Origin of the sequence: Bradyrhizobium sp. 613_E4_N2_2 (genome assembly GCF_052075995.1) — a bacterium.
GTDB classification, from domain to species: Bacteria; Pseudomonadota; Alphaproteobacteria; order Rhizobiales; family Xanthobacteraceae; genus Bradyrhizobium; species Bradyrhizobium barranii.
The window spans coordinates 4,467,271-4,493,531 of sequence record NZ_CP197234.1; the positions used below are offsets into that span (position 1 = coordinate 4,467,271).

24 protein-coding genes and 2 pseudogenes are annotated in these 26,261 nt (G+C 64.0%); 12 read left to right on the forward strand and 14 right to left on the reverse strand.

Annotation, left to right across the window (positions count from 1 at the left end):
* Positions 1-14: 14 nt before the first annotated feature.
* Together AB7290_RS21400 and AB7290_RS21405 are read right to left on the reverse strand one after the other, a co-directional pair.
* Positions 15-2,402 (reverse strand): sensor histidine kinase, encoded by a 2,388-nt coding sequence (locus tag AB7290_RS21400; protein WP_085399562.1) that lies wholly within the window; start codon positions 2,400-2,402, stop codon positions 15-17.
* Between the two features lie 159 nt (positions 2,403-2,561).
* Positions 2,562-2,786 carry a helix-turn-helix domain-containing protein gene (locus tag AB7290_RS21405; RefSeq protein WP_085399561.1) on the reverse strand — a complete coding sequence of 75 codons (225 nt, stop codon included), beginning with the start codon at positions 2,784-2,786 and terminating at the stop codon, positions 2,562-2,564.
* 79 nt (positions 2,787-2,865) lie between these two features.
* Here AB7290_RS21405 and AB7290_RS21410 point away from each other — a divergent pair, with 79 nt between their 5' ends.
* Complete coding sequence (locus tag AB7290_RS21410; RefSeq protein ID WP_085399560.1) at positions 2,866-3,936, forward strand: tyrosine-type recombinase/integrase; 1,071 nt, start codon at positions 2,866-2,868, stop codon at positions 3,934-3,936.
* Positions 3,937-3,943: 7 nt separating this feature from the next.
* Here the strand turns inward: AB7290_RS21410 and AB7290_RS21415 are convergent, their stop codons facing one another.
* The gene (locus AB7290_RS21415) at positions 3,944-4,621 is read right to left on the reverse strand and encodes a hypothetical protein (protein ID WP_144030655.1); all 678 of its coding nucleotides are present in this window, start codon (positions 4,619-4,621) and stop codon (positions 3,944-3,946) included.
* 100 nt (positions 4,622-4,721) lie between these two features.
* Positions 4,722-5,741 (reverse strand): ParA family protein, encoded by a 1,020-nt coding sequence (locus AB7290_RS21420; protein WP_085399558.1) that lies wholly within the window; start codon positions 5,739-5,741, stop codon positions 4,722-4,724.
* Between the two features lie 142 nt (positions 5,742-5,883).
* On the opposite strand from AB7290_RS21420, the pseudogene AB7290_RS21425 reads away from it, so the two are divergent.
* Positions 5,884-6,064: pseudogene (locus AB7290_RS21425) on the forward strand (IS1 family transposase); the annotation flags it as partial.
* Positions 6,065-6,355: 291 nt separating this feature from the next.
* The gene (locus tag AB7290_RS21430; protein WP_201266141.1) at positions 6,356-6,502 is read left to right on the forward strand and encodes a hypothetical protein; all 147 of its coding nucleotides are present in this window, start codon (positions 6,356-6,358) and stop codon (positions 6,500-6,502) included.
* 167 nt (positions 6,503-6,669) lie between these two features.
* On the opposite strand, the gene ntrC is transcribed toward AB7290_RS21430, so the two are convergent.
* The 3 genes from ntrC to dusB are packed head-to-tail and all read right to left on the reverse strand — an operon-like array spanning position 6,670 to position 10,295.
* The gene (gene ntrC / locus AB7290_RS21435) at positions 6,670-8,112 is read right to left on the reverse strand and encodes a nitrogen regulation protein NR(I) (protein ID WP_028147560.1); all 1,443 of its coding nucleotides are present in this window, start codon (positions 8,110-8,112) and stop codon (positions 6,670-6,672) included.
* 9 nt (positions 8,113-8,121) lie between these two features.
* Positions 8,122-9,297 carry a two-component system sensor histidine kinase NtrB gene (locus AB7290_RS21440; protein WP_028147561.1) on the reverse strand — a complete coding sequence of 392 codons (1,176 nt, stop codon included), beginning with the start codon at positions 9,295-9,297 and terminating at the stop codon, positions 8,122-8,124.
* Positions 9,294-10,295, reverse strand: coding sequence for a tRNA dihydrouridine synthase DusB (gene dusB, locus AB7290_RS21445; RefSeq protein ID WP_094183931.1), 1,002 nt, complete (start codon positions 10,293-10,295; stop codon positions 9,294-9,296). The genes AB7290_RS21440 and dusB overlap by 4 nt, the downstream gene beginning before the upstream one ends.
* A 282-nt stretch (positions 10,296-10,577) precedes the next feature.
* Here dusB and AB7290_RS21450 point away from each other — a divergent pair, with 282 nt between their 5' ends.
* Complete coding sequence (locus tag AB7290_RS21450; protein WP_085399555.1) at positions 10,578-11,759, forward strand: bifunctional 2-C-methyl-D-erythritol 4-phosphate cytidylyltransferase/2-C-methyl-D-erythritol 2,4-cyclodiphosphate synthase; 1,182 nt, start codon at positions 10,578-10,580, stop codon at positions 11,757-11,759.
* A gap of 3 nt (positions 11,760-11,762) precedes the next feature.
* Positions 11,763-12,374, forward strand: a complete 612-nt coding sequence (locus AB7290_RS21455) for a CinA family protein (protein ID WP_085399554.1) — start codon at positions 11,763-11,765, stop codon at positions 12,372-12,374.
* 50 nt (positions 12,375-12,424) lie between these two features.
* On the opposite strand, the pseudogene AB7290_RS21460 reads toward AB7290_RS21455, so the two are convergent.
* Positions 12,425-12,553 (reverse strand): annotated as a pseudogene (locus AB7290_RS21460) (mechanosensitive ion channel domain-containing protein); the annotation flags it as partial.
* Complete coding sequence (locus AB7290_RS21465; RefSeq protein WP_071914051.1) at positions 12,554-12,733, reverse strand: hypothetical protein; 180 nt, start codon at positions 12,731-12,733, stop codon at positions 12,554-12,556.
* 560 nt (positions 12,734-13,293) lie between these two features.
* On the opposite strand from AB7290_RS21465, the gene AB7290_RS21470 reads away from it, so the two are divergent.
* The 6 genes from AB7290_RS21470 to AB7290_RS21495 are packed head-to-tail and all read left to right on the forward strand — an operon-like array spanning position 13,294 to position 18,345.
* Positions 13,294-13,905, forward strand: coding sequence for a c-type cytochrome (locus tag AB7290_RS21470; RefSeq protein WP_225048829.1), 612 nt, complete (start codon positions 13,294-13,296; stop codon positions 13,903-13,905).
* Between the two features lie 8 nt (positions 13,906-13,913).
* Positions 13,914-15,170 carry a cytochrome c gene (locus AB7290_RS21475; RefSeq protein ID WP_094183930.1) on the forward strand — a complete coding sequence of 419 codons (1,257 nt, stop codon included), beginning with the start codon at positions 13,914-13,916 and terminating at the stop codon, positions 15,168-15,170.
* An 8-nt stretch (positions 15,171-15,178) separates the two neighbouring features.
* Entirely contained in the window at positions 15,179-15,355 is a 177-nt protein-coding gene (locus AB7290_RS21480; protein WP_166341619.1) for a hypothetical protein, read from the forward strand.
* Positions 15,352-15,921, forward strand: a complete 570-nt coding sequence (locus AB7290_RS21485; protein ID WP_085399553.1) for a cytochrome C oxidase subunit II — start codon at positions 15,352-15,354, stop codon at positions 15,919-15,921. The genes AB7290_RS21480 and AB7290_RS21485 overlap by 4 nt, the downstream gene beginning before the upstream one ends.
* On the forward strand, positions 15,908-17,530 hold the full coding sequence (locus tag AB7290_RS21490; RefSeq protein WP_085399552.1) for a b(o/a)3-type cytochrome-c oxidase subunit 1: 1,623 nt from the start codon (positions 15,908-15,910) through the stop codon (positions 17,528-17,530). Before AB7290_RS21485 ends, AB7290_RS21490 begins: the two co-directional genes overlap by 14 nt.
* Entirely contained in the window at positions 17,530-18,345 is an 816-nt protein-coding gene (locus AB7290_RS21495; protein WP_085399551.1) for a c-type cytochrome, read from the forward strand. The genes AB7290_RS21490 and AB7290_RS21495 overlap by 1 nt, the downstream gene beginning before the upstream one ends.
* Before the next feature lie 110 nt (positions 18,346-18,455).
* Here AB7290_RS21495 and AB7290_RS21500 read toward each other — a convergent pair whose 3' ends face one another.
* Together AB7290_RS21500 and lipA are read right to left on the reverse strand one after the other, a co-directional pair.
* Entirely contained in the window at positions 18,456-18,926 is a 471-nt protein-coding gene (locus AB7290_RS21500) for a type II toxin-antitoxin system RatA family toxin (RefSeq protein ID WP_071914058.1), read from the reverse strand.
* Between the two features lie 6 nt (positions 18,927-18,932).
* Positions 18,933-19,889, reverse strand: coding sequence for a lipoyl synthase (lipA, locus tag AB7290_RS21505; protein ID WP_085399550.1), 957 nt, complete (start codon positions 19,887-19,889; stop codon positions 18,933-18,935).
* A gap of 130 nt (positions 19,890-20,019) precedes the next feature.
* Between lipA and AB7290_RS21510 the strand changes: the two genes are divergently transcribed.
* Positions 20,020-20,622, forward strand: a complete 603-nt coding sequence (locus AB7290_RS21510) for a DNA-3-methyladenine glycosylase (RefSeq protein ID WP_085399549.1) — start codon at positions 20,020-20,022, stop codon at positions 20,620-20,622.
* 91 nt (positions 20,623-20,713) lie between these two features.
* Here the strand turns inward: AB7290_RS21510 and AB7290_RS21515 are convergent, their stop codons facing one another.
* From AB7290_RS21515 to AB7290_RS21525, 3 genes are all read right to left on the reverse strand, one after another.
* The gene (locus tag AB7290_RS21515; RefSeq protein WP_085399548.1) at positions 20,714-23,590 is read right to left on the reverse strand and encodes a valine--tRNA ligase; all 2,877 of its coding nucleotides are present in this window, start codon (positions 23,588-23,590) and stop codon (positions 20,714-20,716) included.
* Positions 23,591-23,740: 150 nt separating this feature from the next.
* Positions 23,741-24,475, reverse strand: a complete 735-nt coding sequence (locus tag AB7290_RS21520) for a PopZ family protein (RefSeq protein WP_223154042.1) — start codon at positions 24,473-24,475, stop codon at positions 23,741-23,743.
* 339 nt (positions 24,476-24,814) lie between these two features.
* Positions 24,815-26,206 carry a TolC family outer membrane protein gene (locus AB7290_RS21525; protein WP_071914064.1) on the reverse strand — a complete coding sequence of 464 codons (1,392 nt, stop codon included), beginning with the start codon at positions 26,204-26,206 and terminating at the stop codon, positions 24,815-24,817.
* Between the last annotated feature and the right edge of the window lie 55 nt (positions 26,207-26,261).

Genomic DNA, 26,261 nt, shown 5'->3' on the forward strand with positions numbered 1-26,261 from the left:
TCGCGCCTGTCTTGTCAGATGCCCGTTGAGGCTTCGATCTTCGTTGAATCATTGGTCATTTCAGCCGGCTCTTTGGTTTCGGCGGCCGGCGGTTTTGTTTCGGGCGGCTTGGCGATGTCCGTGACCGCGTTTGCGGCCGACGATGCCTGCACGGTCCCCTCGCTCTTCGCGGGGGCACCGGAGATCGCAAAACGCATCCGCATCCACGCGCCGCGCTGGCCCTCGCGGAAATCGGAAGCGTCCTTCAGCTCGATACGCCCGCCATGGTCTTCGAGCACGCGGCCGACGATCGCCAGGCCAAGGCCGGTGCCCTTGGCCCGCGTCGTCACATAAGGCTCGAGGAGGCGCGAGCGCGCGACCTTGGGCAGGCCGATGCCGTTGTCGATAACGTCGATCAGCACGTCCTCGCCCTCGCGCGAGACCACGACGTCGATGCGGCCCTTGCCGTAATCCTTGCCGAGCTCCTCCGGCGGCACCTGCTCGACCGCCTCGGTGGCGTTCTTGACGATGTTGGTGACCGCCTGCGAGATCAGCCGCCGGTCGAACTGCGCGCGCAGCGGATCTTCCTTGAATTCGGCCTCGATATCGATCTCGGGATGGGCGACCTTCATCAGGAACACCGCCTGCCGCACGGTGTCGGCGACGTCCTCGCCCTCCATCACCGGCTTCGGCATCCGTGCGAAACGCGAGAACTCGTCGACCATGCGGCGGATATCGTCGACCTGGCGCACGATGGTATCGGTGCACTGCTCGAAGATCTGCTTGTCCTTGGTCTCGGTGATGTCCTTGCCGAACTTGCGGCGGATGCGCTCGGCCGAGAGCTGGATCGGCGTCAGCGGATTCTTGATCTCATGCGCGATGCGGCGCGCGACGTCGCCCCAGGCCGAGGTGCGCTGCGCCGAGACCAGCTCGGTGATGTCGTCGAGCGTGATGATGTAGCTGTCGTGCGGCTGGCTGGTCTTCTCGGCGCTGACGCGGACCGACAGGTTGCGCTCGGTGCCGTCGCGCGTGATCGTGATCTGGCCCTGTACCAGGCGCTGGGTCCCTTCCCGCGCCGTCTTCATCATCTCCTCGAGCTCGGGCAGCACGTCGGAGAGCGGGTGGCCGAGCGTCTCCGCTTCGGAGTGCCCGATCAGCTTCTCGGCGGATCGGTTGAGGATGCCGACGCTGCCCGAATTGTCGACGCCGATGATGCCGGCGCTCGCCGAGGACAGCACGGCCTCGATGAAGCGGCGGCGGCTGTCGATGAGATCGCTGGCGTTGACGAGCTCGTCGCGCTGGCTGCGCAATTCCTGCGTCATCTTGTTGAAGGTCTCACCCAGCTGGGCGAGATCGCCTTCCGACTGATGCACGGGCACCTTCACATGGAGGTCGCCGGTCGAGACCGTGTGTGCCGCGTTCATCAGCCGCCGGATCGGGGCCACCAGCGAGTTGGCGAAGTTGAGGCCGATCAGCACCGAGGCCATCAGGATGGTCAGCGCGATCACCGCGAACATCAGCGCGAAGGCGACCTGGATGCCGAGCCGGCGCGACTCGATCTGGGCGTATTCGGCGACGCTGACCTCGGTCTGCTTGAGCTGGTTGACCACGTTCGGATCGAGCGGCCGCGCGACATAAAGGAAGGTGTCGCTGAAGGCGCGCAGGCGGATCACCGCGGCGACGAAGCTCGCATCCGGCAGCACCGCGATCTCGGGCTCGGATTCGTTGACGTTGCTGAGGAAGTCCGGCGCCGGCGGCGAATAAGCGAGCCGCATGCCGGTGTCGGCCGATTCCAGGATGTTGGTGTTCTTGTCGATGATCATCGCGCCCGGCAGGTTGCGGGAGCCGGCGCTGGCGGTCAGCAGCTCGCGGAACGAGCGGCGGTCCTGGTCGTAGAGCGGCCGGGCGTGGGCGATGTCATTGGCCATGCCGAGAATGTCGCCGCGGATCAGCTGCGCGTGGTCCTGCATGTAGGCCCGCGCGATCGTCAGCGAATTCTGAATCACCTCCTTGGTCGGACCGGAGAACAGCCGGTCGAGGCCGCGCTCGATGGTGACATTGGCGACGACGGCGACCAGCACTGCCGGCAGCACCGCCACGATCGAGAACAGGCTGACGATCTGGACATGGAGGCGTGCCGCCGCCCGGCCCCGCCGACGCGCCAGGATCAGCTGCCAGAGCTCGCGGACGATGATGCCGACCAGCAGCAGGATCGTGGCCGCATTGATCAGATAGAACGAGCGGACCACCTCCGGCGTCGGCTCGATCCTCGTGAGACCGGTCAGGACCAGGAAGGTCAGGAGGGCCGACAGCAAGGCCATCGCCACGGCAAGGGGTGCCAGCCAGCGTCGCACCGACCAACGCCGGGGCTCTTCCGCTGGGGCCGTGTCGAAGTGTGCGGCCGAGGTGTCTGCGCTGGTCATTCCGGCAATGGTGCTGAAAACGGGGTCCGCGGCGGGCGGATACTGATGTATTCGTACCACATTGTTGCCGGATTACGTCACCAATAAGGCTGCCTGCAAAATCAATAGCTTAGCCTGTGGAAATTGGTAAATCTACCAAAAGGCTCCGTTTTTTACCAATCACGAGCGTCGCAACAGGTCGGCAGGCTCGATCCCGAGCGCGCGACCAAGTAGTTCAATGTTGTCGATGCTGATGTTGCGTTCGCCCCGCTCAACGGAACCGACGTATGTTCTGTGCAGCCCGGCGAGGTCGGCTAGGGCTTCTTGAGAGAGTTCGCGCGCCTCCCGTTCTCGCCTGAGATTGGCGGCGAATAACCGGCGGATAACTTGCGAACCCCTCTTCATCCGCAGACTACAGTCGGCTAGATGACGATAGGTCGACAGACTATGAGTAGCTTTTGGAACTCGTCGCGAGCTTCTTGGGATGCCCGAACAGCGGCTCAAGTATGTTCACCGCGTGCCTGATCGGTCAGGCAAAACACGCCACTATTTCAGAATTCGGCGCGCAGAGTACGCGATACAAGGTGAGCCGGGGTCAGCCGAGTACCTGAAGAATTACCACGCCCTGCTTGCGCTCCATCAGCCTCGCGATCGGATAAGGGGAGGCTCTAAAGCCAGCCGTCGCGCCCTCTTCCAAAACTGGCGCCCCGGCAGCGTGGGATCGGTCATCCGGAAGTACCTGAAATCGAACCAACACGCGGCTTTGGGAGATCGAACGCGTCTAGCCTATAGACGGGCGCTTGAGGTGATCCGCGAAAAGATTGGTAATCGCATTCTTGTTCGCCTCGACACTGACGATGTCGATTTCTATTGCGCCCAAATCGCCAATGAACATGGCCCATCTACAGCCGACCTCCACCGGCATCTGATCTCCACTCTCTGGAAATTCAGCAAGGGACTGCGGGAGTGCAGAAGAAAGGGCCGGTCAAATCCCACGGCCAGCGCGAACAAGCACTACAGGGTCAAGTCCCCTCACAAGCCTTGGCCGGTATCCGTGCAGCGCGCATTTCTGCAAGCGGCCCATCCAACTCTCCATCTCGCATTTCACTTGTTGCTTTACACGGGCCAGCGTCGGGGTGACGTGGTGGCCATGAAGTGGTGTGACTTCGATGGTAACAAAATCCATATCGCCCAACAGAAGACAGCGGAGACGATTTCAATTCACGCGCACAGGAGATTGCGCGAAGTGCTTAGAGCGACGCCTCGTGTTAGCGAGCACATACTTACGAACAGGTGGGGCAAACCATGCACGCCCGGTGCTTTGACGACGGCAGTAAAGCGCAGGTTGAAGGAGATCGGCGCTCCGAGATACACGCTGCATGGGTTGCGCAAAAGCGCAGCGGTCACACTCGCCGAGCTTGGTTGCAGTGAACTGGAGATCATGGCCGTACTTGGTCATAAGACCTCGAAGATGGCACTGTATTATTGCCGCGAAGCAAACAAGACGAGGTTGAACGAGCGTGCAATTAGAGTTTGGGAAGAGGCAGGCGAGTAAGTGCCGATCAGCCTATCGTCTCTTGGCGCGATAACCGTTGGTTTACGCTTTGCGCCAGACGCTCTAATGAAGCCTCACCCTCCTTGGCGAACTTAAGGACGGCCCCGCCCCACTCGGCCCGGGGAATATGCGGATGCTGTAATTGTAGCCTACGCTCAACTTGAGCACCTCGTAGTAAGTCATGGAGCGCGCTAAATTGCTTCCGTATTTCTTCGGGCATAAAAATGCGTTGCTTCCGTAGGAGCAACTCAGCATCAAAGTTCTTTTGGCCCGCGTTCGCGATGCTGCGCCACATTAACACCTTGACGTACATGTCGTTGTGATCGGCTGCTTGGCGTACTTGATCGGCTTGCTCCCTGGAAAAGCCGCTAGTCGTCAGAAACCCGTCCAACTCTTCGGTAGTCAATCGCTTTAGGTCGGGGTATTCCATGAGGCTTGTGGTGCAGTCCACCGTCGCCTGTTGCGCCTCGATTGTCTTGTCCCAAACTTCGCGAATTGCCGCGAACTCCATTTCGTTGGATCGTCGGCTTCGGTCGGCAAAGTGATTTAGTCTTTCCCGAAGCTGCTCTAGTTTTGCGCCTTGTTCCGCCTTGAGGCCCTCGACGGCCTTGTCAAAGCGGTATTTAAAGGCCGCCTCGCCAAACTTGGTCGGCAACAGAAGTGCGGCTCCTAAAGCACCAGCCATTGCACCGCTCAACGCGGATAGGAGCCAGCGGACGGGCTCTGAAGGTTCAATCGGCATATTGGTCCAGTTTGGGCAGTGTCTCAGTTTGAAATTTAAGCGGTCATGGTATCTTCAAGCCCATCCGCTTGACGATTTCGCGCGTCAAATCATCAAACTCGCTCGCTGCCTCTTCTATCTGGGAATAATACCCAGAATTAGCGTGACCCTTGAGCTTTCCGATCGCGAGACCGAGATGCTGTGCTTGCGGTGCCAAACTCTGAAAATTTTTGATGACACCGATCTTGTGGCTCCCATGGGGTGCCAAGGCGGGGTCTACCGCGCGCAGGTCCGCGATGATTTTGCTGTTTACCCGTGGGGCGATTTTGGCTTCCCAGTACTCATGCGGGAGCGTGGCAATTCGGCCTGAAGAGACCTTGTAAGATGAGGTTATGTAGCCGAGGTATTCGGGTTTGCCGTCCAGCAGCGTCTTTTTTTCTGCAGTCCCCGCCAGCCCTCGAACTGTTTTCCAGTCCTTGATCCACCGTGCAAGCGACCTCCCCACTGTTGAAAGCGCCCTTAGAGAAAACAGATCGGCCGCAACGGGAGTGGCGAAGTGATCAGCATCTAGGAGAATCGTGCGGTTGAGCGGCCCAACGTTCGGGCCAACGTCGTAGATGATAATGTCAGCGTTGCATTTTTTCCCCATTGCTCGAATGGCATGGGAAAGCGCGCACATCACGTCGTAGTCACGTTGCTTTCTGGCGAAAGAGCCTATCCAAGCAGCGGGAAGCTCTTCTTCGTAGTCGGCCAGAAGAACATCGCCCGGACACAAATAAAGCCCCTCTCTAATATCAACGAGGTCGATGTCCTTGATCGGACCCTTGCCGTCAACTACGGGCTTGATGGCGGACCAAACCGTTCCGCCATCGGCGTCATCAGATTCGCCCAGCAGTTCATCAAGGTATTTTTCTTCCAAGTAGAAGGAGGTGAGATTGCACTGCGGGTCGGCGTCAATCAGAAGTACTTTGAAGCCGAGATCGACTAGCGTGTCAGCAACATTCACGGTCAGCGTAGTCTTGCCTACGCCGCCCTTGTGGTTGAACAGGGCGAGGGTTTTCATTTTCTTGGGTGCTTTGCTCATGGGGTCAGCGAATAGCACGCCAACCAAATAATATGATATGTAACTCGCGGTTCTTAGCGCATGGAACCAAACATTATCAATGCGTGCATTGCACCAATTGCAAAAACTAAAGTTGCATTCTTAGCAAACCCTCTCGATGCTCTCCCGGATCACTGGGGTTTCGATCAACACCGTTTCCACGCTGCTGATTGATGCCGGATTTGCCTGCGCCGCCTTCCACGACAAGACCGTGCGCAACGTGACCGCCAAGGCCGTCCAGTGCGATGAGAGTTGGTCGGAAGCAAAAGAACGTCAAGTTCGCCACGGCCGCTCCTGAAGCGGCTGTTCGCGGTCCCTACAGGGAGACGGCTGAGATTTCAAACTGAGGGCTACCCCAGTTTCGGAATGAGATTTCTGAGTGGGGCAAACTATCGCAATTTGATTGGATTGTGAAGCAATTCCGCTTAAGTCGCTGAAATGATGTAAGTCTTTGAATTAAGCTATTGTCGCGTTTAGTTGCCGAATTGCGACAATTCCGCGGCGCCCTCGCCGCGACGGACCGGCGCATCCACAGGCCGCTGTTCTGGCAAACCTCGCTTGCGGGAACGGATTCCCGCCCCTGCGGCTTGACCGGCATGGACAGGTTCTTTCTCGCGATGATGGTGTCGGCCGTGCTGTTGCTGATCGTAGCCGCCGACCTCTTGGTCAACGGTCTCGGGGTGCAGCAGCCGCTGGCGAACGTCGCCAGTGCCCAGCCGGTCTCGGCGCGGCTGATCAGATGAGCGCGACGCAGCGCTCGGCGGTTGAATAACAATTCATACGTTCCAGCGGAACGTTTCGGCCTGATTCGGACTTTTGCTCACCGCGTTAGCCACAACGGCCAGCGCGATCCGGACAGGCTCAGCTCCGCTTTGGTAGGGGGAGCTGAGCCACCGTCCGTTCGGGAAGACTAGCCCCCGCTCCGATACACCTGGATATCGAGGTCCCGGATCTTCTTCCGCAGCGTGTTGCGGTTGAGGCCGAGCAGGTCCGCAGCGCGGATCTGGTTGCCGCGGGTGGCGGCGAGCGCGGCCGTGAGCAGCGGCACCTCGATCTCCTTGAGGATGCGGTGATAGAGGCCCGGCGGCGGCACGCCGTTCGGGAAGCCCTGGAAGTGCGAGGACAGATAGGCCTCCACGGCGCCGCCGAGATTGTCGACGCCCTGCTGGACCGCGGCACCCGGGCTGACCGTGGGCGGCGCCAGCTCGCCGTCGATGACGGAGCCGGTGATCACGTCCTGCGGATAGAGCGCGGCGAGGCGCCGGGCGAGATTCTCGAGCTCGCGCACGTTGCCGGGCCAGCGGTGCTGCTTCATCCGCTCCAGCGCCAGCGCATCGAGCTTCTTCGGCGGCAGGCCGTCCTTCTCGGCCAGCGTGAAGAAGTGCCGCACGAGGTCCGGCAGGTCTTCGATGCGCTCGCGCAAGGGGGGCAGCCGCAGCGGCACGACGTTGAGGCGGAAGAACAAATCTTCGCGGAACAGGCCCTGCTGGATCAGGACGCGCAGGTCCTTGTTGGACGCCGCGACGATCCGCACGTCGGTCTTGATCGGAGTGCGGCCGCCGACGGTGGTGTATTCGCCCTGCTGGAGCACGCGCAGCAGGCGGGTCTGCGCCTCCATCGGCATGTCGCCGATCTCGTCCAGGAACAGCGTGCCGCCCTCGGCCTGCTCGAACCGGCCCGAGGCGCGGGTGTTGGCGCCGGTGAAGGCGCCGCGCTCGTGGCCGAACAGTTCGGACTCGATGAGGTCACGCGGGATCGCTGCCATGTTGACCGCGACGAACGGGCCGTTGCGGCGCTTGCCGTAATCGTGCAGCGCGCGCGCCACCAGCTCCTTGCCGGTGCCGGACTCGCCCGTGATCATCACGGTGAGGTCGGTCTGCATCAGACGCGCCAGCACGCGGTAGATTTCCTGCATCGCCGGCGAGCGGCCGACCAACGGGATCGCCTCCATCTCGGCGTCCTCGTCCGGCGTCGAGACCCGTTCCTTCGGCTCGGCCAACGCACGGCCGACGATGGCGATCAGCTCCTTCAGGTCGAAGGGCTTTGGCAGATATTCGTACGCCCCGCGTTCGGAGGCGCGGATCGCGGTCATGAACGTGTTCTGCGCGCTCATGACGATGACGGGCAGATTGGGCCGCATCTTCTTGATCCGCGGCAGCAGGTCGAAGGCGTTCTCGTCGGGCATCACCACGTCGGTGATGACGAGATCGCCCTCCCCCTGGCTGACCCAGCGCCATAGCGTTGCGGCATTGCCGGTCAGCCTGACCTCGTAGCCGGCGCGGGACAGTGCCTGATTGAGAACTGTACGGATGGCGGTGTCGTCATCCGCAACGAGAATGCTACCTGCGGGCATCGTTAATCCTCATTTCGCCCCCTGTGACGCAGACGACGACTTCCCGGCAGAGCCGTCGCGGCTGCTTTGATCGGCATGTTTGACCGATGTGGAATACATCGGCATCAGCACGCGGAAGGTGGTCTTGCGCGGCTGAGACTCGCATTCGATGATGCCCCCGTGATCTCCGATGATCTTTGCGACCAGCGCCAGGCCAAGACCCGAGCCGGTCTGCTTGGTGGTCACGAAGGGATCGAACAGGTTGGGCAGAAGATCGTCCGGCACGCCTGGTCCGTTGTCCTTCACGCAGAACTCGAGCGGCAGCGATACACGGGATTTTTGACCGGGGACTGACAGACGCACGCCGGGACGGAACGCGGTGGTGAGCTGGATCTCGGCGTCGGGGACGTCGATCAGCGCTTCGGCGGCGTTCTTCACGAGGTTGAGGAACACCTGGACGAGCTGATCCTGGTTCGCCAGGACCGGCGGCAGCGAGGGATCATAATCCTCGATGAAGCGGATGTTGCGGGCAAAGCCCGACTGCGCCAGTCGCTTCACGTGATCGAGCACGGAATGGATGTTGACGGGACCGCGCACCACGGGACGTTCGTCGCCGAACACCTCCATGCGGTCGACCAGCGTCACGATGCGGTCGGCCTCGTCGCAGATCAGCCGCGTCAGCATGCGGTCCTCGGACGAGGCCTGCTGCTCCAGCAGCTGCGCGGCGCCGCGGATGCCGGAGAGCGGATTCTTGATCTCATGCGCCAGCATGGCGGCCAGCGCGATCACCGAGCGCGCGGCGCTGCGATGGGTGAGCTGGCGGTCCATCTTGTCGGCGATGGAGCGCTCCTGGAGCATCACCACGATATGGCCGGGCCGCTCCGTCAGCGGGGCGACATGCAGGTCGACCTGGCGGTCGCCGCCCATGCGCGGCGTGCCCAGATCGACCTTGTATTCGTTGACCGGCGAGTTCGACGAACGAACCTGGTCGATCAGCGCCAGCAAGGGGCTGCCGAACGGCACCAGCTCTTTCAGCGACTGCCGTTTCAGAAACTGCGTCGAGATGTCGAAGAAGGCTTCGGTCGCGATGTTGGCGGCGACGATCTTGCCGTCCGGCCCGATCATGAGCACGGGATTGGGCAGCGCATCCAGGATCGCGTCGCTCTCGGACGGAAGCGGCCGGCGATGGTCAGCAACTGAGCTCATGCAGCAGCGCTCCATGCGAAATCGTCGAAGGCATCTTGCAGCGACTGGTGGACGAGGCGCGGATCCTCGGAGGTGAGGATCTTCTGGCGCCAGGCTTTCAGCTTCTCGGCCGGCGCACGGCTCACATCGGCCGCGACGTCGAGCGCCCAGCCGAGATGTTTTCGCGCGTGCCGGAGGCCGATCCGCAGGCCGTAGAGCGCGCAGACGCCCTCATAGAGCGTGCGGACATAATGCAGCTGGGTCTCGAGCGACGGCGCGGCTTCAACCGCCCCACCCTTCAGGCGGCGGCCGATCTCGCCGGGCAACCAGGGCTGCCCCTGCGCGCCGCGGCCGATCATCACGGCATCGGCGCCGGAGGCCTCCAACGCCGCGAGCGCCTTCTCGTAAGTGGTGATGTCGCCATTGACGACGAGCGGAATGGAGATCGCTTCGCGCACCGCGCGGATCGCATCCCAATCGGCCTCGCCCTTGTAGAACTGGCAGCGGGTGCGGCCGTGCACGGTGACGAGCTTGATGCCAGCGACTTCCGCACGCCGCGCCAATTCCGGCGCGTTGCGGGTGTGATCGTCCCAGCCGAGCCGCATCTTCAGGGTCACCGGCACCTTCACCGCCGCGATCGTCGCATCGATCAGGCTGACGGCATGGTCGAGATCGCGCATCAGGGCGGAGCCGGACTGGCCGCCGGTGACGTGCCGGGCCGGACAGCCCATGTTGATGTCGATGATGTCGGCGCCTCCGGCTTCGGCGATCCGGGCCCCCTCGGCCATCCAGTGCGCCTCACAGCCGGCGAGCTGGACCACATGAGGCCCGATCCCGGTCGCTTCGCAGCGCAACCGTGACATCTTGTGGCCATTCGCGAGCTCATCGCTGGCGGTCATTTCGGACACGACCAGACCGGCCCCGAGCTCGGCGGCGAGCCGGCGGACGGGCGAGTCGGTGACCCCCGACATCGGCGCCAGGAAGACCGGGGTGGCGACCTCGATATCGCCAATTTTCAACGGCTTAGAGCCTGATACTGCCGAGCCGGTCACAGGGGTCTCGTTGCGTAGGCAGGGCCTCATCGCGCCTGCCATGACCTATCTTGCGCACAATTCTTGTGCAGTCAAGCGTCATGCCTACAGTTTAGACAGTTCTGCAAATCTTTCAAGTGCAGTGCAGCAAAATGCTGTTTCCCACAATCCGGGGAAACCCCCTTTTTTTGCGGGCCTGCCGTGCTAGAGGCATGCGGCAATCACCCCACTCCCCGACTCTCTTCATCACCAACTGAGTATTTGAGTCCTATGGCGAAATCACAGCGCACCGCAGTCGTCCTTGTCGCGGCCGGACGCGGCCTGCGGGCTGGCGCCGGTGGTCCCAAGCAATATCGCGAGATCGGCGGCGTGCCCGTGATCTATCGCGCCATGGAAGCCTTCAGCCGCCACCCCGACGTGTTTGCCGTGCAGCCAGTGGTGAACCCCGACGACAGCGCCATGTTCACGGCAGCGGTCGCAGGTCTCAGCCACGAGCCGCCGACCAATGGCGGCGCGACGCGGCAGGCCTCCGTGCTCGCAGGGCTCGAAGCACTCGCCAAGCATAAGCCCGATATCGTGCTCATCCACGACGCCGCGCGCCCCTTCGTCTCGGCAGGCGTGATCTCGCGCGCGATCGAGGCGGCCAGCCGCACCGGCGCTGCGCTCCCCGTCGTTCCCGTCACCGATACCATCAAGGTCACCGGCGAGAGCGGCAATGTCGAGGACACGCCGGACCGCGCAGCCTTGCGAATCGCGCAGACGCCGCAATCCTTTCGTTTCGACGTCATCCTCGAGGCGCATCGTCGCGCGGCGAAGGACGGGCGCAGCGATTTCACCGACGATGCCGCGATTGCCGAATGGGCGGGATTGACGGTCGCAACCTTTGAAGGCGATGTTGCCAATATGAAGCTCACCACTCCCGAGGATTTCGTGCGCGAGGAAGCGCGCCTGGCCAGCCTGCTCGGCGATATCAGGACCGGCACCGGCTATGACGTGCACGCCTTCGGCGAAGGCGACCACGTGATGATCTGTGGCGTGCGGGTGCCGCACACCAAGGGCTTCCTCGCCCATTCCGACGGCGATGTCGGCCTGCATGCGCTGGTCGACGCCATCCTCGGCGCACTCGCCGACGGCGACATCGGCTCGCACTTCCCGCCGAGCGATGCCAAGTGGAAGGGGGCTTCCTCCGACCAGTTCCTGAAATACGCCATCGAGCGCGTTGCGCAGCGCGGCGGTCGCGTCGCCAACCTCGAGGTGACGATGATCTGCGAGCGGCCGAAGATCGGCCCCTTGCGCGACACCTTGCGCGCCCGCATCGCCGAGATCTCCGGGGTCGACATCTCGCGCGTCGCGGTGAAGGCGACCACCAGCGAGCGGCTCGGCTTCACCGGCCGCGAGGAAGGCATCGCGGCCACCGCGAGCGCCACCATCCGCCTGCCCTGGAGCGTCTAGGTCATGGGCGGCAGCGACGCACGCGCCCTCTCCCGCTCGCTGCTCGATCTGTGCCGGATGCGCAAGCTGACGATTGCCACCGCCGAGTCCTGCACCGGCGGCCTGGTTGCCGGCGCACTGACCGACATTCCCGGCTCCTCCGACGTGATCGACCGCGGCTTCGTCACTTATTCCAATGACGCCAAGCGCGCGATGCTAGGGGTCGAGGCGAGCACGCTCACCAATTTCGGCGCCGTCAGCAAGGAGACCGCAACCGCGATGGCGGTCGGCGCGCTGGAGCGTGCCGGCGTCGATCTCGCCGTTGCCATCACCGGTATCGCCGGCCCCGGCGGCGCCACGCCCGGCAAGCCGGTCGGCCTCGTGCATTTTGCGGTTGCCGCGCGCGACGGCCGCATCGTCCATCGCGAGCATCGCTTTGGCGCGATCGGCCGGACCGCCGTGCGCCAGCGCTCGGTGGTCGAGGCATTGCGCATGCTGATGGATCTCGCCCGCGGCCCGAAGGCCCAGCCCAAGCCCCGGCGCGCCGCCGCGGCAACCCGCCTGCGGCCTCGCGTGACCCGCTCACCGCGCCGGCATGCGGTGAAGCGCAGGACGCCGCGGTCACCGCGCGGCTAGAAACACGTCATGCCGCCGCCAGCAGCGCGCCCGCGCTGTGATTGATGATCGCCACGCCCCACACCGACCTCGACGTCGGCGCCGATGTGGAAGGGCCGGAACAGCAGCAGCATCACGCCGGCAGCGAGATTGGACAGCGTGCCCTGTAACGCCAGACCGATCGCGAGCGATATCGCGCCTTATTGTTCCTGGCGCTTCGTCCGACAAATGACAGGGAGCTTCTGCTCAATCGCCTTCGCCAGCACCGTGCCGCGGGTCCGGCCGAGCTCTTTCGCTATCAGCGCAATCGGCTTGGTGCCTGCCAGTACCTTCAGCCTGCCAAGGTCTTCTTCGCTCCATGCCTGCTTCCAGCGTCCCATCTCCCCGATCCCGCGATAAAGCGCCCGCGCCCGACTCGGATTGTAGTCAAACCTTTCGCGAAGGGCAGAGCTCGTGGTGCGCCGTTTGCGGCAAGGGGTGTTGCGTCAGCGCGCTGCTTTTTGGCACAAACTGCACTTGTCGCCCGACGGGAAGATGCACTCTGATGGTGGGTCGTCTGCCCGGCCCAAGCGGCAGAACATCCGCGCGCGCGAACGGATTCCACATTGCCGCGCTTCCCGCTTGTGAAGCAAAGCTCGGGCGGAATACGCCGCGAGATCGCGGCGTTACGCCAGTTTTCAAAAAGCACGCAATTCTTGTCGAATTCGATCAGGATCGCAAATGTGCAACCGCGACCAAGCGTCATCGCCATGTCCGATCTTGCGCGCGACTGTATTGGCGCAATAATGCGGCTCTACGCTGTGGCCAGGAATCAACCCGGTCCTGCTTTCTGGAGGGCGACGGCGTGTTCGCTCGCGACACTGCACTGGCAATCGCTATTGCTACCTTGGCCGCTATTGATGGTACTGCAGCACAAACGGCCAACCAGCCGCCGGATACCATGGCGGCGCGGGTGGAGGCGTGCACGCCCTGTCACGGCAACAAGGGCGAAGGCACCAGCGACGTCTATTTCCCGCGGCTTGCCGGCAAGCCGGCCGGCTATCTCTACAACCAGCTCCTCGCCTTCCGCAGCGGCCGGCGCAAATACCCGCCGATGAACTATCTGCTGGAGTTTCTGCCTGATCCGTATCTGGAGGCGATGGCCGAATATTTCGCCAGCGAGCATCCGCCGCTGCCGCAGCCCGCGCCGAGCGAAGTCAGCAAGGAAGTGCTGGCGCAGGGCGAGCTGCTCGCGACCAGCGGCGATGCCGGTCGTAACATACCGGCGTGCGTGAGCTGTCACGGCCCGGGCCTCACCGGCATGCAGCCCGGCATCCCCGGTCTGCTGGGCTTGCGCGCCGCTTACGTCAGTGCGCAACTCGGCGCCTGGCGCTACGGCACGCGGACGGCAAAATCGCCGGACTGCATGCAGCTCGTCGCCGGCCATCTGACGGAAGCAGATGTTACCGCCGTTGCGGCCTGGCTCGCGACGCGACCCGCGCCCACCAACCCGGCCCCCGTCCCGAAAGGCACCTACGCGCTGCCGTTCGGCTGCGGCAGCCAGCCCAACTGACGAGGCGCATGATGGGCTCAAGACTGTCGATCACGCTGCTATCGATCAAACTCCTGGCCCTTGCCGCGCTCATCACGGCCGCGCAAGCGCAGGACAAGGCCGGCGACGTCATTGCGCGGGGTGAATATCTCGCCCGCGCCGGCGATTGCACGGCCTGCCATACTGCGGCCGAGGGCCGGCTGTTTGCCGGCGGGCGCCCGATGCCGACCCCGTTCGGAACGATCTACACCTCCAACATCACGCCCGATCCGGAGACCGGCATCGGCAAGTGGAGCGCGGACGATTTCTACAGAACCATGCACAACGGCCGTTTCCCGGATGGCGGGCTGATCTATCCCGCGATGCCGTTCGCGTCCTACACAAAGGTGACACGCGCCGACAGCGACGCGATCTTCGCCTATCTGCGCTCGATTCAGCCGGTGAACCAGAAGAACAAGCCGCACGAGCTGCGCTTTCCCTATGACAACCGCCAGCTCATCCTCGGCTGGCGCACGCTGTTCTTCCGCGAGGGTGAATTCAAGCCCGACCCCACCAAGTCGGCGGAATGGAATCGCGGCGCCTATCTGGTCGAGGGCCTCGGCCATTGCGGCATGTGCCATTCGCCGATCAACGCGCTCGGCGGCACCTCGCAATCGGACGCCTTCAAGGGCGGCCTGATCCCGATGCAGAACTGGTACGCGCCGTCCCTCACCTCCAACCGTGAGGCGGGTCTCGGCGACTGGAGCATCAAGGACATCACCGATCTGCTCCAGACCGGCGTCTCCATGCGCGGCGTGGTCTACGGCCCGATGGCCGAGGTCGTGCACAACAGCCTGCAATATCTCAATGACGAGGACACGCGCGCCATGGCGGTGTACCTCAAGGGCATCGCGGAGCCCTCGCCTCCGCCGGCGCCGAGCTCGGCGCTGCCGAACACCGAGAGCAGCCTGCTGATCAGCCTCGGCAAGACCGTCTACGACAAGAATTGCGCGAGCTGTCATGGGGCGCAGGGCGAAGGCAAGCCGCCGCACTGGCCGCCGCTCGCCAACAACCAGTCGATCGAGATGCAGTCGGCGGTCAATCCGATCCGCATGGTGCTCAATGGCGGCTATCCGCCGGGCACCAAGGGCAATCCGATGCCCTACGGCATGCCGCCCTTCGCAGGCCTCCTCTCCGACAACGAGGTCGCCGCCGTCGTCTCCTACATCCGCACCGCCTGGGGCAATCGCGGCACGCCGGTCTCGGCGCGCGAGGCCAACGAGCTGCGCTCCGCACCGCTGAACTGAGAGGCGTCATGTTCAATTCCGATCCGCCGACCAGCCCAGCCGCCGCCGACCAGGCCGTCGAGGAAGTCGTCTCGCAAGGACCGTCCGGCGCGATCGTGCTGGCCGGCATCGCCACGGCCTGCGTGGTCGCGATGTGGTTTGCCTTCTATCTCTTCGTCTTCCTGCCGCGCGGATCGCTGCAATGAGCGCAGGGGACACCCACACCCATGGCAGCGCCGAGGTCGCGGCCCGCGTCGAGCGGCGCTGGGCGACCATTGCCGTGATAATCGTCGTCGGCATGGCGCTTCTGGCAGCCTTCGCCGGCATCCATCGCGCCACCATGCCGCAGCCGCGTGTCGAAACCACCGATCCATCGCGGATTCATCTCTCCGGCGAGTTCGTCGAGAGCAATCTCGGCAGCGTGCTGGAGGCCAACGGCAATGTGACGGTGCGCGCGATCGGCCAGCAATATTCCTTCACGCCGGCCTGCATCGTGGTGCCCGTGGACACGCCGATCACCATGCGCGCCACCAGCGCCGACGTCGTCCACGGCATCCTGATCCAGGGAACCAACGTGAACACTATGCTGGTGCCCGGCTACATCTCCGAGCAGCTGATGCGCTTTACGAGGACCGGCGACTATCTGATGCCCTGCCAGGAGTTTTGCTCCTTCGGCCACGAGGGCATGTGGGGCAAGGTCAAGGTGATCGACAAGACCGAATTCGCCGATCGCGCGAAGGGTGGCGGGAGGCTGAGCTGTGTTGGTCAATAGGAAGCTCATCCTCGCCCATTTCTGGCTGGCCTTCGGCGTGTTCGGCATCGCGCTCACGCTCGGCGCGTGGCAGATGTTCATCCGCAGCCCGATCGGCACCTGGCTGTCCAATCCCGAGCTCTATTACCGCTCGCTGACCGCGCACGGCACGGTGATGGGCTACGTCTTTCCCACGCTCGTCGCGATGGGTTTTGGCTATGCCATCAGCGAGTCCGCGCTGGAGCAGCGCCTCGTCGGCGTGCGCTGGGCCTGGACCGGCTTCTGGCTGATCGTGGCGGGCGCGATCATGGCAATGGTCCCGGTCGCGCTCGGCCGCGCTTCGGTGCTCTACACCTTCTATCCGCCGCTGATCGGCAACGTTTTCTACTACCTCGGCGTCGTGCTGGTCGTGGTCGGCTCCTGGATCTGGGTCGCGCTGATGGCGATCAATCTGCGCGTCTGGCGGAAGGCCCATCCCGGCGCACCGGTGCCGCTGGCGATGTTCGCCAATGTCGCGGGCTCCTATCTGTGGGCCTGGACCGCGGTCGGCGCCGCCCTCGAGCTGTTGCTCCAGATCATTCCCGTCGCGGCCGGCCTGAAGGCCACGATCGACGCGGGTCTTGCCCGCGTGTTCTTCTCGTGGACGCTGCACGCCATCGTCTATTTCTGGCTGATGCCGACCTACATCGCCTATTACACCATCGTGCCGCGCGCGATCGGTGGCCGGGTTTATTCCGACAGCATGGCGCGGATCTCCTTCATCCTGTTCCTGGTGGTGGCGATGCCGATCGGCATGCACCACACCTTCGCCGATCCGCAGGTCGGCGCCGGCTTCAAGTTCATCCATTCGGCCTTCACGGCACTGGTCGCGTTGCCGACGCTGCTGACCGTGTTCACGATCTGCGCGTCCGTCGAGATCGCCGCCCGCCTGCGCGGCGGCCGCGGTATGTTCGGCTGGATCAGGGCGCTGCCCTGGGACAATCCGATGATGCTGGCGCTGGCGTTCTCGTTCGTCATGCTCGGTTTCGGCGGCGCCGGCGGCCTCATCAACATGAGCTACCAGCTCGACGCGTCGATCCATAACACGCAGTGGATCACCGGCCATTTCCACCTGATCTTCGGCGGCGCTATCGTGATCATGTACTTTGCGATCGCCTATGATCTGTGGCCGCATCTGACCGGGCGCGAGCTCATCGATATCCGCCTGATCCGCACCCAGCTCTGGTTGTGGTTCATCGGCATGATCATCACGACCTTCCCGTGGCACTGGGTCGGCATCCTGGGCATGCCGCGCCGCATGGCCTATTTCGACTTCGGCGATCCCGCAATCGCGCCTCAGGCGCTCTCGGTCACCTTCTCGGCGATCGGCGGCTTCATCCTGCTGGCGTCGGGCATCATGTTCATCGTCATCCTCGCACGTGGCATGCGTGCGCCTCAGGCTGACGCCGGCCCGTACCGCTTTGCGCTGGCCGTGCATCAGCCCGCGACCGTGCCGGTCGCGCTCAACACGCATGCGCTGTGGGTGGCGCTGATGATCGTCCTCACCCTCACCAATTACGGCTACCCGATCGTGACGCTGGCGCTGACCGAGGGCACGTCGGTGCCGGCCGTCTATGTGGGAGCGCAGTGATGAGTACGCGCGACCTCTTCACCTTCCGCAACAGCCATTTCAGGATTGGCGTCGGCATCACCGCCGCGATCCTGATCGTGACGGCGATCACCGGCTTCATCGTGCTGCCTTTCGCGCAGCCCTGGGTGCAGTTCGCCAGTGTCTGGGACGCGATTTGCAGCGCCGCAGGTGTGCCACAGCGCGCGCCGAACGTCAGGGCGCCCGAGCAGAGCAAGCAATTATCGGAGGTCGTGCTGACCTCGCGTACACTGGCACGTCCGAGCCAGGAAGCGATCGGCCGGGGCGCAACGCTGGCGCAGCGCTGCGCGATCTGCCACGGCCCGACCGGCATCAGCCGCGCGGATTCGCCCAATCTCGCCGGCCAATATGCCGCCGTGATCTACAAGCAGTTGCACGATTTCCACTCGGGCGCGCGCACCAATGCCGTGATGTCGCCGTTCGCCGTCAACCTGACGGACCAGGAGATCGCCGATCTCTCCAACTATTACGCCTATCTGCCGCGGCCGGCAGCCTATCACCCGACGCCGCAGCTGCCGAAGCCCAACATCGTCATCTACGGCGCGCCGATCCGCGGCATCGCGCCCTGCGGCGCCTGCCATGGCAGCCTCGACAACAAGACCGGCAGCCCGTGGCTCGAAGGCCAGTCCGAGGCTTATATGAAGGCGCAGCTCCAGGCCTTCGCGTCCGGCGAGCGGCGCAACGACATCAGCCAGCAGATGCGCAACATCGCGCGCGCGATGACGCCGCAGGAGATCGAGGCGGCCGCGGCGTATTACGCCTCGCAGCCTCCAGATGTGGTGAAGGCGGTGGATTGAGCCTCGCTGTCATTGCGAGCGCAGCGAAGCAATCTAGAATCCCTCCGCGGAAAGACCCTGGATTGCTTCGTCGCAAGGGCTCCTCGCAATGACGGCGGAGAGAGTACGCCTTACGACGACGCCAGCTTCGGCCGGCCGTAGATCGCATCCGCCCGCTTCTCGAATGCGATGGAGAAGCGCGCGAACGCGGCATCGAACATCGAGCCCATCAGCATCGCCAGCATCCGGCTCTTGAACTCGTAGGCCAGGAAGAATCCGACGTCGCAGACGCCCTCACCCTTGGGCTCGAACGTCCAGCGGTTCTCGAGGTTGCTGAACGGGCCTTGCAGATATTCGACCCGGATATTCAGATTGGCGCGGTCGAGAGTCACGCGGCTGGTGAAGGACTCCTTGACCAGCTTGAACGACACCGTCATGTCGGCGACCAGCACCTCGGTGCCGTCGGGTTTGGCCATCCGCTGGCGGATCTTGAGCGCGCTGCACAGCGGCACGAACTCCGGGTAGCGCTCGACGTCGGCGACCAGATCAAACATCTCGGACGCGCTGTGATGGACACGGCGCTTGCTTGAAAATTTGGGCATGGCGGTTCAGCGGGCAGTCGCGGCCCGTGCGGCCTTCAGTCTCGCAAAGTCCTCGCCGGCATGATGCGACGAACGGGTGAGCGGGCTCGCCGACACCATCAGGAAACCCTTGGTGTAGGCGACCTTCTCGTAGGACGAAAACTCGTCGGGCGGCACATAGCGCATCACGGCGTGATGCTTGCGGGTCGGCTGGAGATATTGCCCGATGGTCAGGAAGTCGACGTCGGCGGAGCGCAGATCGTCCATCACCTGCTGCACCTCGTGGCGCTCCTCGCCGAGGCCGACCATGATGCCGGACTTGGTGAAGATGGTGGGATCGAGCTCCTTGACCCGCTGCAACAGCCGGATCGAGTGGAAGTAGCGCGCGCCGGGCCGCACCGTGAGGTAACGCGACGGCACGGTCTCGAGATTGTGGTTGAACACGTCGGGCCTCGCCGCGACGACGACCTCCAGCGCGCCCTCCTTGCGCAGGAAGTCCGGCGTCAGGATCTCGATCGTGGTCGACGGGCACGCGGCCCGGATCGCACGGATGGTCTCTGCAAAATGCTCGGCGCCGCCATCGGCCAGATCGTCGCGGTCGACGGAGGTGATGACGACGTGGGCCAGCCCCAGCTTGGCGACGGCTTCGGCGACGTTCTGTGGCTCGGCCGCATCCAGCGCATTGGGCATGCCGGTCTTGACGTTACAGAACGCGCAGGCCCGGGTGCAGGTGTCCCCCATGATCATGAAGGTCGCGTGCTTCTTGTCCCAGCACTCGCCGATGTTCGGGCAGCCCGCCTCCTCGCACACGGTATGCAGGCCGTTGGCGCGCACGATGTTGCGGGTGTCGGCATAGCCGCGGGTATTGGGGGCGCGCACGCGAATCCAGTCCGGCTTCGGCGGCGAAGCGGAATCAGGGCGATTCACCTTTTCAGGGTGGCGGGGGCGCAACGGGTTCGAGATGGTGTCGACAATAACGACCATGGGCTGTCCGGTCTGTTCAGGTCCTACCTAGTCGGTCTGGCTGCCTGCCGCAACCCGGCTCGCGCCGCTTCAGGGAACATGGCAGATATGGGCAATATCCTGCTCTGTTCTCTGGCGATTCTCACCTCGAATGGCTCCAACCTCGAAAGCCTCACCACCGCGGCTCGGCAAAGCCCTGAAGCGTGCGTTTTTCGGCCGCAGCGTCCACGAGGTCGCGCCCGACCTGATCGGGGCCACTATGCTGGTCAATGGCGTCGGCGGCCTCATCGTCGAGGTCGAGGCCTATCATCATACCGAGCCGGCGGCGCACTCCTACAATGGCCCGACGCCGCGGAACCAAATCATGTTTGGCCCGCCCGGCTTTGCCTATGTCTATCGCTCCTACGGCATTCACTGGTGCGTGAACTTCGTCTGCGAGGAGGAAGGCTCCGCCAGCGCCGTGCTGATCCGCGCGCTGGAGCCGACGCATAGCCTGGCGGCGATGCGCCGCCGCCGCCATCTCCAGGAGGTGCACGCGCTGTGCTCGGGCCCCGGCAAGCTGACCGAGGCGCTGGGCATCACCATCGCGCACAACGCCCTGCCGTTGGACCGGCCGCCGATCGCGCTGCATGCGCGGACAGAGGAGGTCGAGGTGGTGGCCGGCATCCGGATCGGCATCACCAAGGCCGTCGAGCTGCCCTGGCGCTATGGCGTCAAGGGCTCGAAGTTCTTGAGCAAGCCGTTTCCGAAGTAGCCCTAGAACCCGTTCCGATGGAACGGGCTCTAGATTCTAGTTTTGACGCGTTTTCTTGACGCGAACCGGTTTCCACTTCGCTCAAAACGCTCTACGACGCCTGCTTCAGCCGCTCCAGCGCCTCCAGCAGCTTGGCCTTGCGGGCCAGTGCTGCCTCGCGCTTTTCGCGCTCCTCCTCGACGACCTCCTCGGCCGCGTTGGCGACGAACTTCTCGTTCGCCAGCTTGGACTCGGCGCGCTTGATGTCGGCGTCGGCCTTGCCGATCTCCTTGTCGAGGCGCGTGCGCTCGGCGGCGACGTCGATCACGCCCTTCAGCGGCAACGCGGCCACCTCGCCGCGCACGAGGAGCTGAACCGCACCATCAGGTGCGCGGTCGGCGAAGGAGATGTCGGACAGCCGTGCCATGCGCTTGATGACGTCGGTCCAGCGCGGCGCGCGTTCCTTCGTCTCGGTCGAGGCGCCCGCGAGCACCAGCGCCGTCAGCGTTGCCGGCGGGATGTTCATTTCGGCGCGCACCGAGCGGATCTGCGTGACCAGGTCGATCACCCAGCCGATCTCGGCTTCCGCCTTGGGATCGGTGAAGTCGGCATGGTCGAAGATCGGCATGATCAGGACCGGCGAGATCAGCGGATCGGTCGGCCCGGCAGCCGCAGCAAGCATCGCGAGTTGCTCCGGCGTCGGCTCGGACGGCTTCAGCGGCCATTGCGCCAGCGCCAGCAGGCCGTCGCGCTTGGCCGTCACCTCCCACAGCTCTTCGGTGATGAAGGGCATGAAGGGGTGCAGCAGCTTCAGGATCTCGTCGCGCGCCCAGGCGACCATGGCGCGGGTTTCGTCCTTGGCGGGGCTGTCCGGACCGAGCAGCACGGGCTTTGCGAGCTCGACATACCAGTCGCAATAGACGTTCCAGACGAAGCGGTAGATTGCACCGGCCGCATCGTTGAAGCGATAGGCTTCGATTGCCTCGGTCACCTCGCGCGTGGTGTGCGCGCTCTCATGCGCGATCCAGCGGTTCAGCGTCTCCTTGGCCTTCGCCGGCTCGAAACCGTCGGGCACCGCGCAGTGGTTCATCTCCGCGAAACGCGACGCATTCCAGAGCTTCGTTGCGAAATTCCGGTAACCCTCGACGCGGCTGGTGGCGAGCTTGATGTCGCGTCCCTGCGCCGCCATGGCGGCCAGCGTGAAGCGCAACGCGTCGGCGCCGTATTCGTCGATCAGGTTGAGGGGGTCGATGACGTTGCCCTTCGACTTCGACATCTTGGCGCCCTTCTCGTCGCGGACGAGGGCGTGGATGTAGATCGTCGAGAACGGCACTTCCTTCATGAAGTGCAGGCCCATCATCATCATCCGGGCGACCCAGAAGAAGATGATGTCGAAGCCGGTCACCAGCGCGTTGGTCGGGTAATAGCGCTGCACTTCCGGCGCGTCCTCGGGCCAGCCGAGCGTCGAGAACGGCCACAGCGCCGAGGAGAACCATGTGTCGAGCACGTCCTCGTCACGCGTGATGAAGCCTTCGCGCTTGTTGCGGTCGAGCGCCATCTCGCGGCCCTGCTCGGCCGTGATGACCTCCTGCTCGACGTAATAGCCGAGCGCGTGGCTGACGGCCTCCTCCTCGGTCTCGGCGACGAACACCTTGCCGTCAGGGCCGTACCAGGCCGGGATCTGATGACCCCACCACAGCTGGCGCGAGATGCACCAGGGCTGGATGTTCTCCATCCACTCGAAATAGGTCTTTTCCCAGTTCTTCGGCACGAACGTCGTTTCGCCCGAACGCACCGCCGCGATCGCGGGCTTTGCCAGCGTCTTGGCGTCGACGTACCACTGGTCGGTCAGATAGGGCTCGATCACGCTGTTCGAGCGGTCGCCGTGCGGCACCATGTGGGTGTGCGGCTCGATCCGCTCGACGAAGCCGAAGGATTCCAGTCGCTCGACGATGCGCTTGCGCGCCGCGAAGCGGTCGACCTTGTGAAACTCCTCGGCGAACTGCGAAGCGCCTTCCGGCAGGTTACGCAGGTAATCCTCATTGTCGACGAGGTCGAGGCAACCTTCCTTGTCGATGACGCTGATCCGGCCCAGGCCGTGGCGATTGCCGACCTCGAAGTCGTTGAAGTCGTGCGCCGGCGTCACCTTCACCGCGCCCGAGCCCTTGTCCGGATCGGAATATTCGTCGGCGACGATCTTAATCTTGCGACCGACCAGCGGCAGGATCACGTTCTTGCCGACCAGCTTCTGATAACGCTCGTCGTCGGGATGCACGGCCACGCCGGTATCCCCGAGCATGGTCTCGGGCCGCGTGGTGGCGACGACGATGAAGCTCGAGGGATCCTCGGGGCTGAACGTCTTGCCCTCGATCGGATAGCGCAGATACCACAGGCTGCCCTTGACCTCGGTCTGCTGCACTTCGAGGTCGGAGATCGCGGTCAGCAGCTTGGTGTCCCAGTTCACCAGCCGCTTGTCCTTGTAGATCAGGCCGTCGCGATGCAGCTCGACGAACACCTTGATGACGGCCTTCGACAGGCCCTCGTCCATGGTGAAGCGTTCGCGCGACCAGTCGCAGGAGGCGCCGAGGCGCTTGAGCTGGTTGATGATGGTGTCGCCGCTCTCGGCTTTCCACTGCCAGACCCGCTCCAGAAACTTCTCGCGGCCCATCTCGCGGCGGCTGGGCTGCTGACGCTCCATCAGCTGCCGCTCGACCACCATCTGGGTGGCGATGCCGGCATGGTCGGTGCCGGGCTGCCACAGCACGTCGCGGCCGCGCATGCGCTCGAACCGGCACAGGATGTCCTGGAGGGTGTTGTTGAGGGCGTGGCCCATATGCAGCGAGCCCGTCACGTTCGGCGGCGGGATCACGATGGTAAAGGGCACTGCGTCGCGGCGGTCGGGGCGGCCGGCCCTGAAGGCAAGGCTGTCCTCCCACACGACGGACATGCGGGCTTCGATATCGGCGGGCTGGTAATTTTTCTCGATCATGGGCTGCTAGAAAGCCGCGCGCGGGGGGCAAGTCAACGAAAAGGTCCGGGAGAGGATCAACGGAAAGCCCGGCGGCAAAACGGCTTTCCGGCCGGTCGGCAGGCCAAACAGGCGCATAAGAGGGGCTTTATGAGGGCTCGGGAGCCGCCCTCACCTGCCGCCGCGCGAGACCCGCTCGATTTCGGCCTTCACGATGCGTTCAACGAGGCCCGGCAGGTTGTCGTCGAGCCAGGATTTCAGCATCGGACGCAGCATCTCCTTGACCAGATCTTCCAGCGTCCGCGCATTGCTGCTGAGCACCGTGTGGGCCAGGGAGTTGAAGGCGGATTCGACCGCCGAGACCGTCGATTGGGCCAGGATCGGCTGTTGGGGCGGTACCGGCGGCGCATCGTAGTCCACCGCCGCATAGGACGATGACGGCATCAGGCGCAGCGGCGATTCGGCGAATTCCAGATCGTCGCGCGGCTCGACCTTGCGGAAGCTCGGCGGCGGCGGAGGCGGCGTCGGCTCCGGATCCACCGCCATCTCGTCGGTCAATTCGAGCACGTCGGGTTCAGGTTCGGGCTCTGGCTCAGGTGCACGGACCTCGGGCGCAGGCGTAGCCGCGTCCAGCCCCGCCAGCAGAGCATCAATATCGTCCTGGTTATTGGATGCATCCGCCGCAGGTGCGGGCGGCGGCGGCGCTGGAGCCGGCTTCGCAACCGGCGGCGGCGCGGGCTTCTCGGCAGCAGGTTTCGCGGGAGCGACCTTGGATGGCGGAATGTCGTTCATTGCTGACGGCTTCGGCGCAGCTGCAGCGGGCGCTGGCTTGGCAGCTTCGGCCGGCGGCGGCTTGGCCTCATCGTCGGCAATGATGCGCCGGATCGAGGCCAGAATCTCCTCCATCGAGGGTTCTGTGACCTTTGCAGGCTGCGTCATCTCCGACTCCACATCATCAACGCCCTCGCATGCGTTGTTTTACACCAAGCACGACAGGATTGGCCGGTTCCGCAACGGACGCCCCGACATTTTCGTCGCGGCAGCCCGACTTGTCCCCAGTTCACGGCTCAACGTGCGGCGGTGCGCCCCTGCCCTCGGCACTCAAGCCATTACGCACACGACATCAGGTGCCGGGCGAATCGACCCGCATCTTCTTGGCAAGGCTATGTCAGGGATTTTGATGATTGCAAGCAAAGCACCAGTCGGCCTCGGCTGTTTGCGAGGCCGACCGGATGACTACGGACCTTAGCGTCCGTCAGGCGTGCGCACGCCGGCCCAGCTGTCGCGGACCTGATGGTAGTGAACGCTCGCATCATAAACCGTGGTCGCAAGGCCGAGGACCTGCGGCGACAGACGGCCGATGGCGGCCAGAACCTGATAGGACGCGACCACGCGGTCGTGCTGTGCGGTCACCAGCGCGACGCGCGCGTTGACCAGCGCCTGCTGCGCGTTGAGCACGTCGAGGGTGGTACGCTGACCAGCCTTGGCTTCTTCGCGCACGCCGTTCAGCGCGATCTCGGACGCCGTGACCTGCGCCTGCGCGGACTGCACCTGGGCCTTACCGGCCTGCAGCGAACCCCACCACTGCACGACCGTCGCGCGGGTCTGGTCGCGGGTGGTTTCGAGGTTGAGACGCTGCTGCGCCAGGTTTTCCTTGGACTGGCGGATCAGCGAATATGTATTGCCGCCATCGTAGAGCTGCCAATTGGCCTGCGCGATGGCGGACGCGTTGAACGACCTGTATTGAATCAAGGACTGTTCGTTCCCCTGCGTGGCCCCCACTTGCAACGCGATCGTCGGCAGCAGCGCGCCTTCGGCGACCTTGACCTGCAGAAAGTTGACGTCGATGCCGAACATCGCGGCCGTGACGTTGGGATGTTCGATCAGGCCGAGCTCGACTGCCCCGGCGAGGCTTGCGGGCAAGAAACGATCCACCGGCGAACCGGGCGCGAGGTTCGTCGGCTCGTTGCCGATGATGCGGCGGAAGTTCGCGCGCGTCGTGGTGAGATTTGCTTCGGCCGTGAGGGCCTGCGTCTTGCCAGCCGCCAGCTGCGCTTCCGATTGCGCAACGTCGGTGCGCGTCACTTCGCCGACGTTGAAGCGATCACGCGTCTGCTTCAGCGTCTGCTCGAGCACGCGCACGTTGCTGCGCTGGACTTCGAGCGTAGCTGCATCGCGCAGATAGTCCATGTAGATCGAAGCGCCCTGAAGCAGCACGCTCTGATCCAGGCTGCGCAGCGCTTCGCGGGAGCCGGAAACCTGGCTCTCGGCGGCGCGCGTCCTGTTGCCGGTGATGTTGCCGTTATAGAGCGTCTGCGTGACGGTCACACCCACGCTGCGCGGCACGCTGGGCCCGTTGATTGGTGTGTTACCCGGCCCCGGCGAACTCAGTGTATCCTGATATTGATAGCCGCCGTTCGCCGTCAGCGCGACCCTGGGACGATAGCCCGACAACGCCTGAGGCACGTTCTCGTCGGTCGAGCGCACCTGGGCGCGCTGTGCGTTGAGCTGCGGATTGTTCTGATAGGCCCGCACCAAGGCGGCCTCGATCGTGTCCGCCAAGGCAGGCGTCGGCCCGGCAAGCGCCAGCAGCAGGACCGAAACCGCAGCTCCGGTGAAGAGCTTCACCCCATGCATCCCTTAAATTCCGTTCATTCTAACGCCCCGCTCGTGCCCGCGAGCTAGGATACCG

Excerpts from the sequence above, each read along its gene's own strand:
- AB7290_RS21400 (WP_085399562.1), bottom strand. The coding sequence starts at position 2,402 with ATGACCAGCGCAGACACCTCGGCCGCACACTTCGACACGGCCCCAGCG.
- AB7290_RS21405 (WP_085399561.1), bottom strand. The coding sequence starts at position 2,786 with ATGAAGAGGGGTTCGCAAGTTATCCGCCGGTTATTCGCCGCCAATCTC.
- AB7290_RS21410 (WP_085399560.1), top strand. The coding sequence starts at position 2,866 with ATGCCCGAACAGCGGCTCAAGTATGTTCACCGCGTGCCTGATCGGTCA.
- AB7290_RS21415 (WP_144030655.1), bottom strand. The coding sequence starts at position 4,621 with ATGGCTGGTGCTTTAGGAGCCGCACTTCTGTTGCCGACCAAGTTTGGC.
- AB7290_RS21420 (WP_085399558.1), bottom strand. The coding sequence starts at position 5,741 with ATGAGCAAAGCACCCAAGAAAATGAAAACCCTCGCCCTGTTCAACCAC.
- AB7290_RS21430 (WP_201266141.1), top strand. The coding sequence starts at position 6,356 with ATGGACAGGTTCTTTCTCGCGATGATGGTGTCGGCCGTGCTGTTGCTG.
- ntrC (WP_028147560.1), bottom strand. The coding sequence starts at position 8,112 with ATGCCCGCAGGTAGCATTCTCGTTGCGGATGACGACACCGCCATCCGT.
- AB7290_RS21440 (WP_028147561.1), bottom strand. The coding sequence starts at position 9,297 with ATGAGCTCAGTTGCTGACCATCGCCGGCCGCTTCCGTCCGAGAGCGAC.
- AB7290_RS21450 (WP_085399555.1), top strand. The coding sequence starts at position 10,578 with ATGGCGAAATCACAGCGCACCGCAGTCGTCCTTGTCGCGGCCGGACGC.
- AB7290_RS21455 (WP_085399554.1), top strand. The coding sequence starts at position 11,763 with ATGGGCGGCAGCGACGCACGCGCCCTCTCCCGCTCGCTGCTCGATCTG.
- AB7290_RS21465 (WP_071914051.1), bottom strand. The coding sequence starts at position 12,733 with ATGGGACGCTGGAAGCAGGCATGGAGCGAAGAAGACCTTGGCAGGCTG.
- AB7290_RS21470 (WP_225048829.1), top strand. The coding sequence starts at position 13,294 with ATGGCGGCGCGGGTGGAGGCGTGCACGCCCTGTCACGGCAACAAGGGC.
- AB7290_RS21475 (WP_094183930.1), top strand. The coding sequence starts at position 13,914 with ATGATGGGCTCAAGACTGTCGATCACGCTGCTATCGATCAAACTCCTG.
- AB7290_RS21480 (WP_166341619.1), top strand. The coding sequence starts at position 15,179 with ATGTTCAATTCCGATCCGCCGACCAGCCCAGCCGCCGCCGACCAGGCC.
- AB7290_RS21485 (WP_085399553.1), top strand. The coding sequence starts at position 15,352 with ATGAGCGCAGGGGACACCCACACCCATGGCAGCGCCGAGGTCGCGGCC.
- AB7290_RS21495 (WP_085399551.1), top strand. The coding sequence starts at position 17,530 with ATGAGTACGCGCGACCTCTTCACCTTCCGCAACAGCCATTTCAGGATT.
- AB7290_RS21500 (WP_071914058.1), bottom strand. The coding sequence starts at position 18,926 with ATGCCCAAATTTTCAAGCAAGCGCCGTGTCCATCACAGCGCGTCCGAG.
- lipA (WP_085399550.1), bottom strand. The coding sequence starts at position 19,889 with ATGGTCGTTATTGTCGACACCATCTCGAACCCGTTGCGCCCCCGCCAC.
- AB7290_RS21510 (WP_085399549.1), top strand. The coding sequence starts at position 20,020 with ATGGCTCCAACCTCGAAAGCCTCACCACCGCGGCTCGGCAAAGCCCTG.
- AB7290_RS21515 (WP_085399548.1), bottom strand. The coding sequence starts at position 23,590 with ATGATCGAGAAAAATTACCAGCCCGCCGATATCGAAGCCCGCATGTCC.
- AB7290_RS21520 (WP_223154042.1), bottom strand. The coding sequence starts at position 24,475 with ATGGAGGAGATTCTGGCCTCGATCCGGCGCATCATTGCCGACGATGAG.
- AB7290_RS21525 (WP_071914064.1), bottom strand. The coding sequence starts at position 26,206 with ATGCATGGGGTGAAGCTCTTCACCGGAGCTGCGGTTTCGGTCCTGCTG.